Source organism: Bdellovibrio sp. (assembly GCF_047637665.1).
In the GTDB taxonomy this organism is placed as follows: domain Bacteria; phylum Bdellovibrionota; class Bdellovibrionia; order Bdellovibrionales; family Bdellovibrionaceae; genus Bdellovibrio.
The window spans coordinates 147,165-162,875 of sequence record NZ_JBLJBT010000040.1 but is presented as its reverse complement, the minus strand read 5'-3'; the positions used below and the strand labels follow the sequence as shown (position 1 = coordinate 162,875).

Below are 15,711 nucleotides of genomic sequence, written 5' to 3'. Positions count from 1 at the left end.
GAACGATGGAAGATCGTGATGAAGTAAAATCCACTGAGCTTCAGCTCATTGGGATGACCTGCGTGAACTGTGCGGGTAAAATTGAAAAATCCTTGAACTCATTGCCGAATGTGTCAGCGACAGTCAATTTTGCGACTGAAAAAGCTCATGTTCAAGCCTCCCAAGGAAGTTTGCATGTTGAAGAGCTTCTTAAGCTCATTCAAAGTTTGGGTTATCAAGCTTTTGAAGTGAATTCCGAAGTTGCGGCTCAAAAAGCTAAAAATGAAGCGGCGGCTGAATATCAAAAAGATTTGCGTCTTTTTGCCGTGTCGGCACTTCTGACGGCTCCTTTTCTTGTTGAAATGTTTGTGATGTTCGCAGGTGGGCATCGCGAGTTTATGCCGCGTTGGATGCAACTGATTTTGGCAACTCCGGTGCAGTTCTGGATTGGGTGGAGATTTTATCGAGGATCTTTTTTCGCACTCAAATCCAAAAGTGCGAATATGGATGTGTTGGTGGCTCTGGGGACCTCGATGGCTTATCTTTTAAGTGTCGTTGTAACGGTTCTTAATTGGCATCATCAGCATGTGTATTTTGAAGCTAGCACCGCGATTGTAACTTTGATTCTTTTGGGTAAACTCTTGGAAAGCCGAGCGAAAGGAAAAACGTCTGAAGCGGTGGAGGGACTTTTGCGTCTGCAGCCCAAGCAGGCTTTTGTTGAGCGGGGCGGTCAAGGTCAGTATGTTGACATCAAAGATCTCGTTATTGGCGATATCGTCGTCGTGAAAAATGGAGAGTCTATTCCTGTGGACGGCCTTGTTGTTCAGGGGCGTTCGACGGTGGATGAGTCCATGTTAACAGGTGAAAGCATGCCGGTCACAAAGAGTCTTGATGATCACGTTTATGCGGCGACCTTAAATCAAGAAGGGACTTTGCGCATTAGGGCCATCGGCGTTGGCAGTCGCACTCAGTTGGCGCAAATCATTAAGATCGTTACAACGGCCCAAGGATCAAAAGCACCTATACAACGGCTGGCGGATAAGATTTCGTCGGTGTTTGTGCCGGTAGTAGTTGGGGTGAGTGTGCTGACGTTCTTTGGAACTTGGATGCTCACAGGGGATTTAGTAGCGGCCTTCGTTTCTTCTGTCTCTGTGTTAGTTATTGCTTGCCCTTGCGCCTTGGGGTTGGCGACACCCACGGCGGTCGTCGTCGGCATTGGCAAAGGAGCCCAGGCGGGAATTTTATTTCGTGATGCGAAGGCCTTGGAGTTGGCGGAAAAGATTGACGTCTTGGTTTTGGATAAGACCGGTACTATCACGGAGGGAAAGCCCGTCGTGACAGATGTGATGGTTCTCCCAGGGCAAACGCGTGAGAATATTTTACGATGGGCGGCAAGTCTTGAGGCTGGATCCTCTCATCCTCTGGCTCATGCGATTGTTGAAGAAGCGCGACGGGAATCTCTTGGCAGTCTTGAAGTTCGCGATTTCAAAACCGTGGCGGGGCAAGGTGTGGAGGGACACATAGAGGGGGTTTCGTATAAACTTGGACGCCCGTCTTGGGTTGCAGCCTCTTACGCTTTAAATCACGAGGTGTTAAGTCATCTTGAGTCTCAAGGGAAAACTTTAATGGTGCTTGCAAATGAAGAGCGCGTTCTGGGATATCTTGCGGTGGCGGATCGAATCAGAGAAAGTTCCAAGGAGGCAATAGCCTGGATTCAAAAGCGCGGCATTAAAGTCATGATGTTGACCGGGGATAACGAGGGGACAGCCCAGGAAATTTCTCGTCAGGCGGGAATTCAAGAATTTAAACATAGTGTGAAGCCGAACGACAAAGCCAGCGTGATTGTCGCTCTCAAAAGAAAAAAACAAAGAGTGGCCATGGTGGGTGATGGGATCAATGATGCTCCGGCCTTGGCGATGTCGGATGTGAGCTTTTCGATGTCTTCAGGGACGGATATCGCGATTGAAGCGGCGGACGTGACCTTGATGAAAAATGATCTTCGTTCAGTGGTTCAAGCGATTGAACTTTCCGAGCTCACCTTGAAAAAGATTCGTCAGAATCTGTTCTTTGCTTTTGTTTATAACGTGTTAGGAATTCCTTTGGCGGCTTTGGGACTGCTTAATCCAGTGATTGCCGGGGCCGCTATGGCGATGAGTTCAGTCTCTGTTGTGAGCAATTCCTTAATGTTGAAAAGAAAGAAGCTGAGTGCTGAGTAATCAGCCCTTGTCTTTGGTTTTAATATAAGCTTCTCGTAGCCAAAGACGGATGTGTTTTAAGAAATAGTCTTTCATTCCGAAGAAGACGAAGTGATTGAGCACGGCTTCGCTTCCTTTGTCTTTTTCGGTAAAGGTGATGCTGCCGATGATCTCAGGGGTCTCGAGTTCTTCGGGACGCCACAGGATGAATTCGCGGAATGATCCAAGCGCCATAGGGCGATAATATTTAAGCACCAAACCCGCTTCTGAGATTTGAGTGATCTCAACCGGATTGGCCACCTTCAGAAGGCTTTGATCTTCCATGCTAGAGATATTCACAGCTTCTTTGTTGAGTAGTCCGGGATGTTGGGAAAGAATTTTTTTGAGAATGTAAGCCTTGTCCAGGGGGGAAGAAAAAAGATTCTTAACCCAAGAGGTCAATCCAAGGACCTCATCCAGGTTGAGATTCTTTTTTGCGATGACATAGAGGGCTGGCATTGTGGCCAAAGAGATGGCGGACTTGTTGGCGCGATCTTGCAGATTCTGACAGAGCTGTTCCCAGCGCTTCTTTTGTTCGATAGCGAAAACTTCGTAGTTTGCAAAAATGATATCGAACTGGGTGGGGAGGTGTTGGCGGTGTACGGTTTCCTTATCCGCAAGATCTGACTGAAGTTGCGCATAGCTGTTATAGATGTAAATTTCGACGTTGGATATCTTGTCAGCCAGGTAGGTCTTCAATTCAGAAGAATAGATAGAGTCCTCATCAAGAATCAATATTCGAGTCGTGCTACCGCGAGTGTTTTTAATCTCCTGAGTTTTGTGAGATTTGTTTTGCAAGATGCTTCGGCGAATTTGACTAATCTGTTTGTTGTCGGCACCAAAAAACAGGAATTCACAGAGAAATTCCTTAGGGGCGATTTCTTTACAGGAATTGCAAAAAGCAAAGATACTTTTTTTGTCATCTGTTTTGAATGGTTCGCCATAATATTTTGTCATGGCGCCGATCTTGATTTCGTGATTGTTAATCGTGGAAAATCCGACTTCTGAAATGCTATTCAGAGTGACACCCTTTAGCATCTCGATGGTGGATTTGATCTTCATGGAAGCCACGGTGCTCGTATTTAAAGGATGGTGGCCAGCGAGAGCATATTCCAAGTGCAGTTTTAAGATCAGCTTATCGAAGGGTTTAAAAATAACGTTACTGATGATGCGATCTTCAGCCAGGGCGATGTCGAAGTCGGGACTGTCAAAGGCCGTGAGGACCAACGACGTAGGATCCTGCTCGGTGCACATTTTCTTTCTTAAGAAGAATTCCCGGGCGCGTTTCACCAGTCCCATATTTTGAGTGCCTAGAAACTCATCCTTGGCGATCACCAGGCGAAGTTGGTGAGTGTTTGAAGGGGCGATATCTTCAGATGTATCATCTTTGTATTTTTGCCCGCCGGTGGCCAGAGCTTTGGGGCCCTCTTGAAGGGCTGTTTTGAGCCAGTCATGAAAAAGGGCAAGGCTTGGAAAAATGCGTATATGAAGCTGCGGATCTATACTCTTAAGAGTTTCAAAAAGATCCTTCAGGATACGTTCATCATCTTCCAGGATATATATGAACTTCATATGCCTTTATTGTATCTTAGAATGAGATGAAAGTGTGAGAGGAAAAACTAAGGGGACCTGAAAATAAAGTAAACGGCTCCTATAAGGCATAATCCCGCCCAGAGGAAATCTAACTTCAAGGATTGTTTCATATAGAGAACTGAAAACCCGGCAAAGACCACCATGGTGATGACTTCCTGGATGATCTTAAGCTGAGGCAGGGTAAATTGGTGAAAGCCGATCCGATTGGCGGGAACCTGCAAGACGTATTCAAAAAAGGCAATCCCCCAGCTGACGAGGATGGCCACCCAGAGGGCCGAATCCCGAAGGGATTTTAAGTGGCCATACCAGGCAAATGTCATAAAGATATTGGAGAGAATCAAAAGTCCAATGGGAGTCAGGCTTTGCATCATGTGGACCTCTGGTTATAGGCATGATTGCAAAGAAGGCTGGCGATACGGCGATATTCACTTAAAAGATCTAAGTGAATAGAGCTGGTATTGATAGAGGTCGCAAGTCCGCGATTGAGTCGGCTGATGTGGTTTTCGCGTAAAGAAATCTCTGTCTTTGCAAGATCTCTCTTAAGGTGAATCGCCTCTTCACAAAGCTCTTTGTTTTGGTTGGCGTTGATGGCCATCGCGGCCACCTTAACAACTTGCTCGTGCATTTGGCGAATTTCTGCCCAGCCATCTTCAGAGAACTCAAGCTTGAGCGCATTCTTTTTAATGGCCAGGGCAAGGATGTTGATGTCAATCGCATCCGCCGCTCTTTCCAAATCACTGAGGAACATAATCATATCCATGACGTTTTGGTGGACGACGGTGTTGGATTTATTGGCATGATCCAAAAGGAACATTTTTGTTTCGCGATACAAGAAGTCGACTTTGTTGTCGCGGTCTTTGATTGAATCAAAGTCTTTAGGGTCGTTGGTTTCAAAAAGTCGAATGGAATCCTTCAACATACCCAAGACAATATCTGCTGTTCTTTGGATTTCTCGGTTGGCATATGAGATCGCCAAGGCAGAGCTTTGGTAATTGTTTCTGTTTACGAACTCAGTACCGAACTCTTCAGAGGCGGCCTTAGGGAACATTTTTTCAATGACTTCAGCTCCTTTGTTGATGAAAGGATAGAAGAGCACCGCAGAAAGAATATTGAAGATAAGATGGGCATTAGCGATAGAGCGAGTGAGTGTCGTGTCAAAGGTCAGCAGGAAATCGATAAAGATCTGCGTGAATGGATAAAAAATCACCACGCTGATGGTCTTATAAAAGAAATGCGCCCAGGCCACTTGGCGACCGATGTAGTTCCCGCCGGCGGCAGCAATAAGAGCTACAGAGGTGGTTCCGATGTTAGCTCCGTAAACCCAAATCATAGCATCATAAAAAGTGATGGCTTTCACCGTCGCTAAGCTCATGGCAAGACCGATTGTGACAGCGCTGCTTTGTACAAACGCACAAAAGACGATTGAGATCATAAGAGAATACCCCGGATTGTCGCGAACGTTTTGGAACAGGTCCGTCAACATCGGGTTTTCAGCAAAGTGATGGGCGGCGGAAGAGATTAAATTCAGTCCCAGGAAAAGAAGACCAAATCCCATGAAGACCAAAGAGAGGTTTTTGAAGACGGTTTTCTTGGCCTTAAAATAAAACGCAAAGGCGATGGCAAAGACGGGCAATGCAAATTGTCCCAGATCCAAAGAGATCAATTGAACGGTCAAGGTGGTGCCAATCGCCGTTCCGATAATCACGCCCATGACCTGACGAAGATTGATGACTCGGGCAGAGCCCAATCCTACCAGCATGGAGGTGACGGCCCCTGAGCTTTGCATAAGAGTCGTTAGCACGACACCACTTAAGATGGCCAAAAATTTACTTTGTGAAATGTGATTTAAAAGGGAGGTGATTTTCCCCGCCATTAATTTTTCAAGGGAGGAAGAGGCTAGACCCATTCCATATAAAAACAGCGCCACACCGCTAATAAGAAAAACGAAATAGGAATTGTGGGTTTCAATCATGCTGCATTATCCGTTAATGTCGTTAAAGTGAATGAGGCTCCAAAAGAACAGAATTGTAGCAATTCCTCCGGGAATAAGGAAGCCCCAATACTGTGCGTGAAGATACACGTAAGCTGAAGCGAACGAGCCCAGAATGAAAGAACCGATTAAACCCAAACGCATCCAATTGGCGCGGATTTCATTCGTTCGAGGTTGAATTTTGTGAGAGTGAAAAATCATGCGCACCAGGCCAATCCCTAGATCCGTGGTGATACCTGTGAGGTGAGTGGTGCGAATGATAGCTCCGAAGGCCGAGGTGACTGTGGCATTTTGAATCCCGCAGGCTAAACAGAGGGCGGCAAGTAAAAGATAATCTTTATTCACAATCGGCGCGCCGAACTCCCCAAAATATCCCAGATTTCCTCCAGCAGTGACGGCCATCGTAAGCACAAATATGAGAAACATGACGACAGGATAGAGGGGGCGCTGATTGGTTTGAATTCTTCGATCCACAAAATAGGCTGACAACATGGTGCCACCGATAAAAAAACCGGGAACCGTGAGCATCCCGAGAGCCGGAATCCATTTTCCTGATGCGGCCTCAGTGCCAATCAAGGTTCCAAAGCCCGTCACGTGAGAAACGAAACGATGGCAAGAAAGATATCCACCTGTATTAATGGCACCAGCTTGGAAGGCCATGGACAGCCAAATAGCAACGTTCGAGTGACTGTAGTGAGACAGAGTTCGTTGATATGAGAACATAATGGAAATAGATTAAAACAACTCTACTAAAAAGACAAAAGACTCCTATATACTTAGGTCTATAAGGAGTGAAATAGTTCGTATGGCTCTAAAGACCGAACCTGTCCTGGTTGTTGCTGCGGTGATTCGCCGCGCGGGAGATCCTGAAAGGCGCATTTTGGTGGTTCGTCGTGGGCCCGATCAGAGTGGTGCCGGTCATTGGGAATTCCCAGGGGGGAAGGTGGAGGTCGGTGAGTCTCCAGAACAAGCTCTTCTTCGTGAAATTGACGAGGAGTTGTCCTTGCCGATCAAAGTAGGTGCGTTGATCGGTGAGCGGGACTTTGCGTACCCGACCAAGCTGATTCGTCTTCGGGTGTATTGGGCTGAAGCCACGCACGGAGAGGTACGACTGGTAGAGCACGACGCCTTAAAGTGGTGTTTGCCTGAAGAAATTAATCTAGACGAGCTTTCAGCTGCGGACAGGCCTTTTGTGGGGATGATTCTTCAGGGAAGTAAGTAAGAACGTTCCTCAGGGGTCGGAAGTCGACACAAGTCTCTTTTGCCGAACCAGGAGTATCTGTTCTTCGCGACGAAGTTATAGAAGACATCTCGGAGCGGAGCGGGGATCAGTGTTGCCGCAGCAAAAAGTTTATAACCTCCACCCAGCCTAGAGAGTACTTTTAAAATGGCCGCAGATCTGTAGTAGGTTTTTCCTGCCTCAAAGTAAATCACTGTATCAAGTTTAGTACGATCTTCGTTCGAGAGCAATTGAGCTGCCGTCGTCCCCTGCAGAGGAGCGAAGAGGAAAACATGAGACTTATCCCGACTGATCACGGCGTCGACAAAACCGTTACAAAGGTGGCAGACGCCATCAAAAAAGACTACGTTTCTCATTTTAAGGTCTACCTTTTCCATAGCATTTCCAGATTACAGTCTCTATAATATTCCCATGGAAGTCTTTCTTTTTCCACTGGTCAACGTGACTTTATTCCCGCGCACGACGAAGCCTTTGAATGTCTTTGAGCCTCGCTATCTAACCATGATCAGGGATGCTGTTGAGAACCAGGTGCCCGTGGCGATCGGTTTTATTGAAGATCCTGCGAAAGTCTCGTCGGTTCGACCTGGTGAAAAGGTGTCTTTTGTACGGGACATTGCCGGGTATGGATATGCTCAGATTGTTGAAGAACGACTGAATGGGACTTTGCTCGTATTCTTGCAAGGACAGGGTAAGATCAAACTGGGGAATGTGCTAGACCGTGGCACACCTTACATTGTTTGTGAGGGACAGATTATTCCTGAAAAGACCGTCTTAGAGCCCGAACTTCAAGGCGAGTTGGGTTCTTTGCATAAGCTCCTGACAAGATGGATTTATACTCATATTCCAGATGCCGCGCAAAGAGACCTCTTTATGAGAAATATGATTCAACCCGAAGAAATCGTCGGCGGTTTTGCTTCCTATTTGGTGCGGGATTATGATCTTCAGCAAATGGTTCTTGAGTTCAATGATATCAACGAAAAAGTTCATTTTCTCCATCGTCTGATGGAGTCTAATGAATTGACGATCTAAAGCTCCACTCTTTCGGATCTGACGAAGAAAACCCACTGTAAAAGAAGAACCCATATTGTGTGGGCCAAGGCCAGATGAACGATTTTCATCCAGACCGGGGCGTGCAATAAGAGAGTGAGAATTCCAAAAACAAGGGCCGTCGCAAGCGCTAAGCTCATCTGGTAGGAGCGTCGTTCTAAAAGCAGGGACTCTGCGGTGTGGGCCTTCACCCAGAAGAACAGTGCTAAGCCGCCTCCGCCGATCAGGGCGATCAGAGGATGCAATCCGCGAAGACGCACCAGGAAGTGAGATTCGCTGGAAAAATCAGCTAAGAAGCCATCCCAAAGATTTTCAGTCGGGAACAGGGAGTTTGAAAGAGACGCCCACGCCCCGGTAATTCCAATAAGTACAATGAGCCAAGGGAAAAGCTGATAACGGCGATCTTCGGAATGAGACGCTTTAAGCTCTTTGTCTAAAGAACTGGCCGCAAAAGTGAGAGCAATGGCTCCGGTGAGCATAAAGGAATTCACCTGGTGCAGGGCCATGACAAAAGCTCTGTAAGGGGTGTCGTTCGTTGTAACAAGTTTGAAAAGAACCAGTTTGGCTCCTAACAACGCTTCAGTGATTGTGAAGATCAACGTCGCGAGAGCCATTCTTCGCGCAAAGTGCGTGGCAGGATAGATCTTTCTTCCCGCCCACCAAAAATAGATCACGACAAAACCATAGATTCCAGACATCAGGCGATGCGCATACTCAACCCAAGTTTTTCCCTGCTCCGCTTCGGGGATCAGTTGGCCATGACAAAGAGGCCAGGTGTCTCCGCACCCATCACCGGAATGGGAAATCCGCACCCAAGCCCCCCAAAGAATCACCAAAAGGGTGTAAAAGAGGACTCCAAATGCAAATTTCTTGTATTGAGCTTTTGTCATAATGCCTATGGAGTTATCACGAGCGATAAACGGGGTCAATGTGAGGGCCCTTCAATTGACTTCCCTTCCCAGAAAAGCTTTAAATAGGTTATGTCAGAATCACACAGCTCGCACCCTCATCATTCGCATTCTCATTCTCACGGACATCATCACCATCATGCCCATGGCGCTGTCTTGGGCCGCATGAAAGTGGCCTTGGCGTTAAATCTAGGCTTTGCCTGTATTGAGTTGGTGGGGGGCTTATGGACGAACAGCGTGGCGATTCTAAGCGACGCCCTTCATGATTTCGGAGACGCTTTTGCCGTAGCACTAGCGATCATCCTAGAGAAATTTTCTCACCGTAAAAGCGATGGGGATTTTTCTTACGGTTATAGACGATTCTCAACTTTGGGAGCTGTCGTCACGGGGATCATTCTTGTTCTGGGGTCTGTTTTTATTTTGGTCGAATCAGTCCCTCGTCTTTTTAATCCACAACAGCCTTATGCGGAGGGGATGATTTTACTGGCGCTTTTGGGAGTGGCGGTCAATGGCTTTGCGGCCTATCGTGTTTCGAAAGGTGAGTCTCTCAATGAGCGAATGTTGATGTGGCATATGATCGAAGATGTCATGGGCTGGGTGGTTGTCTTGATCGGGGCGGTGGTGATGAAGTTCTATCATCTTCCTCAACTCGACGCAGGTATGGCCATCGCCTTGTCGTTATGGATTTTGTATAATGTGTTTAGAAATCTGCGTGAGGCTTTAAAAGTTTTCCTCATGGCATCTCCCTCCCAGGTTCAAGTTGAAGAGATCGAGGCTAAAATCTGTCAGATCGAAAAAGTCGAAGGGGTTCATCACGGCCATCTTTGGTCTTTGGACGGCGAAAATCACATTTACACGGCTCACGTGGTTTTAGCGGCAAACTCCACGGTTTTGGATATGGAGCAAGTGAAAGAGCAAGTGAAGAAGCTTGTGAAAGATTTTGGCATCATTGAGGCGACGATCGAAACGGAAATTTCCGGAAGTGCTTGCTTTGATCCTGAACACCCCTAGTGTTTTCAGAGTAGAAATCTCAATCCTATACATCTATTTCTCAGACTGAAACGGACTGAATTGCAAGTCTGTTATAGATCTTTGTGAGCATAAGTTTTCCGGACTTTCAACCGATAAGGAGGGTGGAAAACTAGGAAAACATTTATGCTTAAATCGGTACGTACTACAGCTGGAAATGTTTTATTGCAAATCTTGGTCGCCACCGCCGTGATGAGCACCTCTTTTTATTTTCTCACGAACTACGTGATTGGACAAAAAGAGCAGGTTGGAAAAACGATCAATGTTGTTAATCTAAGATTTGCGTTAAACAGCGCCATGGACTATGTCATTTTTGGAGTTCGTCAGAAGTATTGCTTCACGAACGACACTCTTCTTTTGAATGACAGTCCAGACAAGTGCAATCTTCAACACTCTGGAAGTGTTGAGCGACTTATTATGTCTGCCGAACAAGAAAACTTCATTCGACAACTTGTCGCCAACGGCAAGAGTGTCGGGCCCGTGGATGTGAACAACATCGCTCTTTCTAAAATTGAACGTTATATTCGAGTCTCTGACGCTTCAGCCCTCCATCCTTTGTTTCCTGTTTTAAAAAACCTTCGCATGGTGAAGGGGGAAGATGGAAAGCCTGTGGCGATTGACGGCATCAGTGTCGAAATTCTTCGCGACAACAGTGCTTATTTGCCCAAGGCGGGACGAGAGGTTTATCTTCAGGTGAAGGTTTCCCTTAAGACGGATCAAAGTGCGGAGCCTCTGAAGATAGGACGAACCGTCATGTCCTTAGGGTCACAGTTGGTGATCTACCCTCGCGAGGTTGGTTCTTTTGCCTTGTTAGTTCCCAATGATCTTCATCTTGATACAACCTGGGATGCAGGCATGAGTCCCGGCGATATCTCTATTCATAAGTTTGCCAATCGTAAAGAGCTTGGAAGTGGTCAGGGGTTGGTCTTTCAAAGTCCGGTTTTTGTAAATAGAAATATCCATCTTCCTGTGGACCTCGGGTCCGGGGAAGAGAATGTTGGCGACACTCAATACTCGGCCGTAACTTTTGCGGACCGGGTTTATCTGGGGAATGGTTGGGTGATGACGAATGGGAATCGCTATTCTCCGCGTTCAACAGGAGGTCTGCAGGATCGTTATTGGGCAGATGCAAGAACCTTTGGTGGATTTTTAAAAGGAATTGAGAACGATGGAGGATCGGATAAAGGGCTGGACTATTTTAAAGTCGGTCCGGGGGGCTCTGTCTCCAGTAGTTTGGCGGACAGCTTGGCTTTGATGAAGCTTTGTACCGAGCAGGCGATGAACAATGCTTCTCGCGATAATCTTTTTAAATCAGAACTGGGAGCAAAATTAACGGACTCAGACGTTGATAACTTTGATTATCGTGCGTTTCTTTCCCGGGGGAACGAGTTTTTAGCACAGACGAATGCTTTAAAGATCAAGACCGACAGTTGGGGCAATGGCAAGGTTGAAGTTGCAAATTCCTTGGTGTTGGGTGGCGCCGCCGTTGTTAATCTTCGCATAGGCGTGGCGGATAAATATATGGAGGTTCAGCTTCCTGCGAAGGGATATGCCAAGGTCACGGCTCCCGTGGGCTCTGATCAGTTGAAATCGAAATATGAAAATGCCCAGAAGGCGGCCGAAGATAAGTTGGCGACAGAAAAATCAAAGTATGACGATTTGTTAAAAGATCTGAGCAGCGCTCAAGCAAACTTGAAGAAGAAGAAGGATGAGCTTAGCGCGGAAGAGGCTAAACCCGTAAAACCCAAATCAGGGGCGGACCCTAAAGTCGATTATCAAGATTCCGCGGTTATTGCTGCACTGGAAGGTGAGATTTCAACACTTAAAAGTCAGATTAAAGATCTGACAGATAATAAAATTCCGACGCAGTCTGCGGCGGTCAATTCGGCGACCAGTAGTGTCGATGCGGCGAAAGGGGACTATAGCAATTATCTGAACGTTGTTGCGAATCCTCCCGTGATTGAAGTGACCACGACAAGATACAAATCAGGATTTGGCTATGTTGCGCCTGATAAGATCAATATTAACTTCACAGTGAAGAACTCAAAGAATTTTCTGTCAGCGGATGGCCTTTTGGTTGCGCCCGTTGTTGGAATTCAAGCCTACGATGGTGGTTACTATCAAAGTAATCCGATTGAGCCTAGCAGTGTGAACTCGAATTTGCTGGGTTATTTGAACTTTAAATTCAATGGTTCAAAAACCGCCTTGGAGGCTCCTTATTCCGTGTCACGTAAACCCGCCGAGTCCGCGGTGGGGTTGGCAGAGTCTGATGTGGACTATGGTTCTTTAAGTCAGCAGTGCATCGACGCCCGTAATTCGGTCTCAACTCAATCCTTTGGGGGTGCGGGTTGGGGAACGGACTTCAGCGCCGGGACACGTGTTTCCTGGAACTTCGCCGGAGGCACGACGATCGGGAAAGATCCAGGTCTGGATGAGTTGATTCTTAAAGACATGACTCGTTCCAACGCCTCTTTCCAGGTGCGCTCTATTGTTGGTAAATGTGTGATTGAATCCACCGCTGAATTTGTAACAGGATTCTTCACCTGTGACTCATTGGAAATTAAAGCGCGGTCTCTTCCTTTAAGAATTATTGGAACGGTGATTGCGGGGAAAATGAGAATTCACCCCGATGCTTTGAAGGCGGGCATTACTTGGAGTACGATCTATAGTCCCCAAGCTACTCAAGAACTTCGTGCGGCAGGAATTCTCAAGCCCTTAAATGCAAGTCGGAAGTGTGATGATAAAAATGCAGATCCGATTTGGCATCCGATTCCTTCAGTTCAGCAAGTTTCGGATCGTATGAGTTGCAACGCAATTAGTTTAAGAGCGGCAGCGGACCCGTTCCAGTGGACTTCTGTAGATCCGGACTGTGGATTGATCCCGGGTTCAACGTCCTCCAATACAACGTGCAAACGTCGTTTGGTGAGATTCTACGTCGTTGAACAATCTCGAGAGGGGGGCCTATGATCTCCTTTAAAAATATTTTTGAAAACAATCGCGGTCAAACAATTGTAGAGTCCTTGGTTGGCTTTGCTTTGATTGCCGTGGTGGGGTCTGCCTTTGTGGGGGGGATGGTCGCTTTGCGAAATACCACTAAGGATACCGTGATCATGTCGTCCTCAGAAAAGCAAATCAGTGATATTGCCGAAAACATCAAAGCGGGCGTTGAAAACTATCAGGTGAACTTTGATTACTCGGAGTCGGCAGGAGCAATTTTGGATGTGAATAATCTTCCAATGGCCTGGGATAACGGACGTATTGCGCCTCGTGAGTCTTGTAAAGAATGTGCGGGAACTTATGGGTACACGATTCAGCCTTATGAGTCTTATCGGGGATTGTATAAGGTGACTTTGCGTATGACCCATAAAACATGGGCAGAGAAGGGGGAACCCTTCCGCGACTATATCTTCGTAGTGAGTGCAAAATGATGTTAAAGAATAACAAAGGTTTTACAGCTATTGAAGTTGCGGTGGGAATTGGCTTGGTGGCCATTCTCACGACAGTTGTGTTGACGACACAACTGATGATCAGTCGTGATCAGATAAAGCTCAGTCAGGAGCTGGAAAATTCTATTGATACAACCTTGGCGGAAAGAATTATTTTTACCGATCTGAACAATGTCGATCCGGCGTATAACAATATGCTGGTAAAAGATGATTCGAACCTGCCCTTTTTTGATTACTATCCAGACTTACCAGCCAACAGTCTTTCGGATAAATTGGACCGAGAGGTGTCATTATCGCTCGATAAACGTCTTGAGTTTTATATTCTGACTCAGGACATGGGGGCGGGCCCCTTGATGAACTATGATCCCACTGCGGCTTATAATATTGGGCCAACACCTGATGACTTTAATACTTCTGCGACTTTGCAATTTGTTAGTTTAAATAAAAGCAATTGGGTATCAAAACAGCGACCGAACTTTTGGACGAAGGGAAAAGCGTTGATGCTCGACACGCCCGCGCGCCTCCGCCCCTTGGATAGTGCTGGCAAGGTGGACATGGCGGTGGCTCCGCGAAGCCCGATTTATATTGGCTCTGTCAATGGCGTTTCACTGGATACCGATTCGACGATTCAGGGACTTGTGAATGTGGCACACCCGCAGACGGGAGAAAATATTACGACGGCAGATGTCTTCTTACGTCGAGTGCCTTCCATTGGCGGTGGACAGTCATTGGTTCGCCTGCGCGCGGTCCGCTTAATTAAATATTATCTAGTAAGTTATCAAGATGATCGCTGTGCCAAGACGCCGGCTTATCTTTATAAATCTGTCTATGAAAATGGAGCCTGGTCAGAGCCCTTTATGATGGCCGATAAAGTGGCCGAACTGCGCTTGCGTCGAGATTCCGTCTTAAAACGAATGATCTATTTTAAAATTAAAAAGGTTGAAATGAAGAAACAACAGCAGACAGCAGGTCTGTAGGTTCTGTAGGGGGGAATTATGGAACGTAAAGCACACTGGGTGATATGGCTGGTGGGGATGACCTTGAGCAGTTTTGCTGGAGCGGTCGAGCAGGACTTCCCAATGTCTGTGAACACAAACACGTCAGGGGATTCTGTGGTCTCGGCCCCGGCTTCCGGATTGGTCAGTCGATCGGGCAAAGACAGCGTGATGATTAAAATTAATAACTCCTGTTTTGGCGCTAACTTGCGCGGGGTGGGAAATCCACTGTCTCCGGATGGAATTATTACGGCCGAATTGACTTTGGTGATCGGTGGTAAAGAGTACCCATTGGTGGTGAACTATCCCGGCAGTTTGGTCACCAAAAAAGGTATGGTCGATGTCGCCTCGGTGACACCAATGGAAAGCAGTCTTTACACAATTCCGGGTGGGGGCAGTGCGGGGCTGTATGGAAACTCGGTTTTATTAAGAACGCCCATTCCAACCGATGTGACTATCGATTCGAGTGGAAATATTAAAAAAGGTGCCGGCGAGAATATCTATTTAAAAAGCTATAAATTTACTCAGACAATTACGGAATGTAAGCCCGGAGCCGTTTACGGGTCCTACGGGTACTCGGCCTCTCAGCCCACCTATGCTTGCGGCTCATACATGGGAAAGAACGGAACCCTGTCCGCCTCTTTTGGGGGAATCTCCGTGTCTTCAGATAACTCCAATGTTGAGGTGAACGTGGCCTTTCCTGGCCAAACCGGTTTTTGCGGAGGTTTTTGGTCGCCTTTGATGGTGTTCTTTGATGAGGCGAGACCGCGTTTTGATAACGCCAGCGAGTTCCCTCTCAATCCAACGGGAAAAACCATGTGGCCTGAGGCCAACGCTCCGGGATGGTTTGTGGCTTTAGATCGCAATAAGTCCGGAATGATCGACGCGAAAGACGAGCTTTTCGGGGATAATGCGTCTATGGAGAACGGTTTTGAGGTCTTAAAGAAGTTCGACTCCAATAAAGATGGGGTGATTGATAAGCGCGATAAGGATTTTCACAAACTGGTTCTTTGGAATGATAAAAATGGCGATGGAATTTCTCAGAAGGAAGAAGTGGTGAAGCTGTCTTCTAAGGTGATCAAGATATCTTTGGACTATCAGAAGGACATCGTGCAGCCGATGGGGAAATACGCTGAGGCTCGTGAGAAGTCTAAATTCTGGTATAAAGAAAAAGGAAAAATGAAAACAGGTGAGATTATTGATATTTGGCTTGCGCCAGCAGAAACGCGCTTAAGTCAGCGTTAGAAAGA

Annotated in this window: 14 protein-coding genes; 8 read left to right on the top strand and 6 right to left on the bottom strand. The window is 46.8% G+C overall.

Annotation, left to right across the window (positions count from 1 at the left end):
* Window positions 1–5: 5 nt before the first annotated feature.
* Entirely contained in the window at window positions 6–2,195 is a 2,190-nt protein-coding gene (locus ACM64D_RS13895) for a heavy metal translocating P-type ATPase (protein ID WP_415063828.1), read from the top strand.
* On the opposite strand, the gene ACM64D_RS13890 is transcribed toward ACM64D_RS13895, so the two are convergent.
* From ACM64D_RS13890 to ACM64D_RS13875, 4 genes are read right to left on the bottom strand one after another with little or no spacing between them, the layout of a single operon-like run.
* Entirely contained in the window at window positions 2,196–3,785 is a 1,590-nt protein-coding gene (locus tag ACM64D_RS13890) for a hypothetical protein (protein WP_415063827.1), read from the bottom strand.
* A 47-nt stretch (window positions 3,786–3,832) separates the two neighbouring features.
* Window positions 3,833–4,177: a DMT family protein gene (locus tag ACM64D_RS13885; RefSeq protein ID WP_415063826.1), complete on the bottom strand. Its 345-nt coding sequence runs from the start codon at window positions 4,175–4,177 to the stop codon at window positions 3,833–3,835.
* Complete coding sequence (locus ACM64D_RS13880) at window positions 4,174–5,778, bottom strand: Na/Pi cotransporter family protein (protein WP_415063825.1); 1,605 nt, start codon at window positions 5,776–5,778, stop codon at window positions 4,174–4,176. Before ACM64D_RS13880 ends, ACM64D_RS13885 begins: the two co-directional genes overlap by 4 nt.
* 6 nt (window positions 5,779–5,784) lie before the next feature.
* Window positions 5,785–6,519: a YoaK family protein gene (locus tag ACM64D_RS13875; RefSeq protein WP_415063824.1), complete on the bottom strand. Its 735-nt coding sequence runs from the start codon at window positions 6,517–6,519 to the stop codon at window positions 5,785–5,787.
* 82 nt (window positions 6,520–6,601) lie between these two features.
* Here ACM64D_RS13875 and ACM64D_RS13870 point away from each other — a divergent pair, with 82 nt between their 5' ends.
* Entirely contained in the window at window positions 6,602–7,018 is a 417-nt protein-coding gene (locus tag ACM64D_RS13870) for a (deoxy)nucleoside triphosphate pyrophosphohydrolase (protein ID WP_415063823.1), read from the top strand.
* Here the strand turns inward: ACM64D_RS13870 and ACM64D_RS13865 are convergent.
* A complete protein-coding gene (locus ACM64D_RS13865) occupies window positions 7,003–7,413 on the bottom strand; it encodes a thiol-disulfide oxidoreductase DCC family protein (protein ID WP_415063822.1) in 411 nt (136 codons plus the stop codon). The genes ACM64D_RS13870 and ACM64D_RS13865 overlap by 16 nt on opposite strands.
* 34 nt (window positions 7,414–7,447) lie before the next feature.
* On the opposite strand from ACM64D_RS13865, the gene ACM64D_RS13860 reads away from it, so the two are divergent.
* Window positions 7,448–8,065: an LON peptidase substrate-binding domain-containing protein gene (locus ACM64D_RS13860; RefSeq protein WP_415063821.1), complete on the top strand. Its 618-nt coding sequence runs from the start codon at window positions 7,448–7,450 to the stop codon at window positions 8,063–8,065.
* Here the strand turns inward: ACM64D_RS13860 and ACM64D_RS13855 are convergent.
* Window positions 8,062–8,973 (bottom strand): COX15/CtaA family protein, encoded by a 912-nt coding sequence (locus ACM64D_RS13855; RefSeq protein ID WP_415063820.1) that lies wholly within the window; start codon window positions 8,971–8,973, stop codon window positions 8,062–8,064. The two genes, ACM64D_RS13860 and ACM64D_RS13855, sit on opposite strands and share 4 nt — an antisense overlap.
* Window positions 8,974–9,063: 90 nt before the next feature.
* On the opposite strand from ACM64D_RS13855, the gene ACM64D_RS13850 reads away from it, so the two are divergent.
* The 5 genes from ACM64D_RS13850 to ACM64D_RS13830 all read left to right on the top strand — a co-directional run bounded on the left by ACM64D_RS13850 (window position 9,064) and on the right by ACM64D_RS13830 (window position 15,706).
* Complete coding sequence (locus tag ACM64D_RS13850; protein ID WP_415063819.1) at window positions 9,064–10,002, top strand: cation diffusion facilitator family transporter; 939 nt, start codon at window positions 9,064–9,066, stop codon at window positions 10,000–10,002.
* 144 nt (window positions 10,003–10,146) lie between these two features.
* Window positions 10,147–12,987 carry a hypothetical protein gene (locus tag ACM64D_RS13845; protein WP_415063818.1) on the top strand — a complete coding sequence of 947 codons (2,841 nt, stop codon included), beginning with the start codon at window positions 10,147–10,149 and terminating at the stop codon, window positions 12,985–12,987.
* On the top strand, window positions 12,984–13,448 hold the full coding sequence (locus ACM64D_RS13840; protein ID WP_415063817.1) for a hypothetical protein: 465 nt from the start codon (window positions 12,984–12,986) through the stop codon (window positions 13,446–13,448). Before ACM64D_RS13845 ends, ACM64D_RS13840 begins: the two co-directional genes overlap by 4 nt.
* Window positions 13,445–14,443, top strand: a complete 999-nt coding sequence (locus ACM64D_RS13835; RefSeq protein ID WP_415063816.1) for a type II secretion system protein — start codon at window positions 13,445–13,447, stop codon at window positions 14,441–14,443. Before ACM64D_RS13840 ends, ACM64D_RS13835 begins: the two co-directional genes overlap by 4 nt.
* Window positions 14,444–14,461: 18 nt before the next feature.
* Window positions 14,462–15,706: an EF-hand domain-containing protein gene (locus ACM64D_RS13830; protein WP_415063815.1), complete on the top strand. Its 1,245-nt coding sequence runs from the start codon at window positions 14,462–14,464 to the stop codon at window positions 15,704–15,706.
* Window positions 15,707–15,711 lie beyond the last annotated feature (5 nt).

Bases quoted from the DNA above. Each gene is read 5' to 3' on its own strand.
- ACM64D_RS13895 (WP_415063828.1), top strand. From the start codon at position 6: ATGGAAGATCGTGATGAAGTAAAATCCACTGAGCTTCAGCTCATTGGG.
- ACM64D_RS13890 (WP_415063827.1), bottom strand. From the start codon at position 3,785: ATGAAGTTCATATATATCCTGGAAGATGATGAACGTATCCTGAAGGAT.
- ACM64D_RS13885 (WP_415063826.1), bottom strand. From the start codon at position 4,177: ATGATGCAAAGCCTGACTCCCATTGGACTTTTGATTCTCTCCAATATC.
- ACM64D_RS13880 (WP_415063825.1), bottom strand. From the start codon at position 5,778: ATGATTGAAACCCACAATTCCTATTTCGTTTTTCTTATTAGCGGTGTG.
- ACM64D_RS13875 (WP_415063824.1), bottom strand. From the start codon at position 6,519: ATGTTCTCATATCAACGAACTCTGTCTCACTACAGTCACTCGAACGTT.
- ACM64D_RS13870 (WP_415063823.1), top strand. From the start codon at position 6,602: ATGGCTCTAAAGACCGAACCTGTCCTGGTTGTTGCTGCGGTGATTCGC.
- ACM64D_RS13865 (WP_415063822.1), bottom strand. From the start codon at position 7,413: ATGGAAAAGGTAGACCTTAAAATGAGAAACGTAGTCTTTTTTGATGGC.
- ACM64D_RS13860 (WP_415063821.1), top strand. From the start codon at position 7,448: ATGGAAGTCTTTCTTTTTCCACTGGTCAACGTGACTTTATTCCCGCGC.
- ACM64D_RS13855 (WP_415063820.1), bottom strand. From the start codon at position 8,973: ATGACAAAAGCTCAATACAAGAAATTTGCATTTGGAGTCCTCTTTTAC.
- ACM64D_RS13850 (WP_415063819.1), top strand. From the start codon at position 9,064: ATGTCAGAATCACACAGCTCGCACCCTCATCATTCGCATTCTCATTCT.
- ACM64D_RS13845 (WP_415063818.1), top strand. From the start codon at position 10,147: ATGCTTAAATCGGTACGTACTACAGCTGGAAATGTTTTATTGCAAATC.
- ACM64D_RS13840 (WP_415063817.1), top strand. From the start codon at position 12,984: ATGATCTCCTTTAAAAATATTTTTGAAAACAATCGCGGTCAAACAATT.
- ACM64D_RS13835 (WP_415063816.1), top strand. From the start codon at position 13,445: ATGATGTTAAAGAATAACAAAGGTTTTACAGCTATTGAAGTTGCGGTG.
- ACM64D_RS13830 (WP_415063815.1), top strand. From the start codon at position 14,462: ATGGAACGTAAAGCACACTGGGTGATATGGCTGGTGGGGATGACCTTG.